Genomic DNA, 539 nt, shown 5'->3' with positions numbered 1-539 from the left:
ATTGAATGGCGGAGAAGGCGGGATTTGAACCCGCGCGCCGCAAAATTGCGACCTAACGGTTTAGCAAACCGTCCCCTTCAGCCACTTGGGTACTTCTCCGTATGGCTCCGCAAGTAGGATTCGAACCTACGACCTACCGGTTAACAGCCGGTTGCTCTACCGCTGAGCTATTGCGGAATAAAGAAACATGTAGCTATTTTTTTACAGAACATGCATTCAAAATTTCACTCTGCCTCTTCCTCTACTAGCGAACTCAAAGGTGTTGGATGTGTCGGGGCAAAAGATACAAACCTTCTAGTTTTCATTTGGTTTTCGTTGCCTCTTCCTCTGCTAGCAAACTCAAAGATGATGGATGCGTCGAGGCAACTCGCAGTGAACTCATCGATGTAGCGCTTGTCGCTGAGCTATTGCGGAATAAAGCAAGTCTAATATTAGTTTAACTCACTATCAGATAATATGCAATATGGTGGGCCTAAGTGGACTTGAACCACCGACCTCACGCTTATCAGGCGTGCGCTCTAACCAGCTGAGCTATAGGC

General features: G+C 47.3%; 2 tRNA genes. Both read right to left on the bottom strand.

Annotation, left to right across the window (positions count from 1 at the left end):
* Positions 1–6: 6 nt before the first annotated feature.
* Positions 7–99 (bottom strand) — tRNA-Ser (locus DCC82_RS05010).
* A 3-nt stretch (positions 100–102) separates the two neighbouring features.
* Positions 103–177, bottom strand: a tRNA-Asn gene (locus DCC82_RS05005).
* Positions 178–539: the final 362 nt, after the last annotated feature.

Source organism: Geobacillus sp. LYN3, assembly GCF_003064505.1.
In the GTDB taxonomy this organism is placed as follows: domain Bacteria; phylum Bacillota; class Bacilli; order Bacillales; family Anoxybacillaceae; genus Parageobacillus_B; species Parageobacillus_B toebii.
The sequence above is the reverse complement of the archived record's forward strand: the minus strand, read 5'-3'. Positions and strand labels throughout refer to the sequence as shown.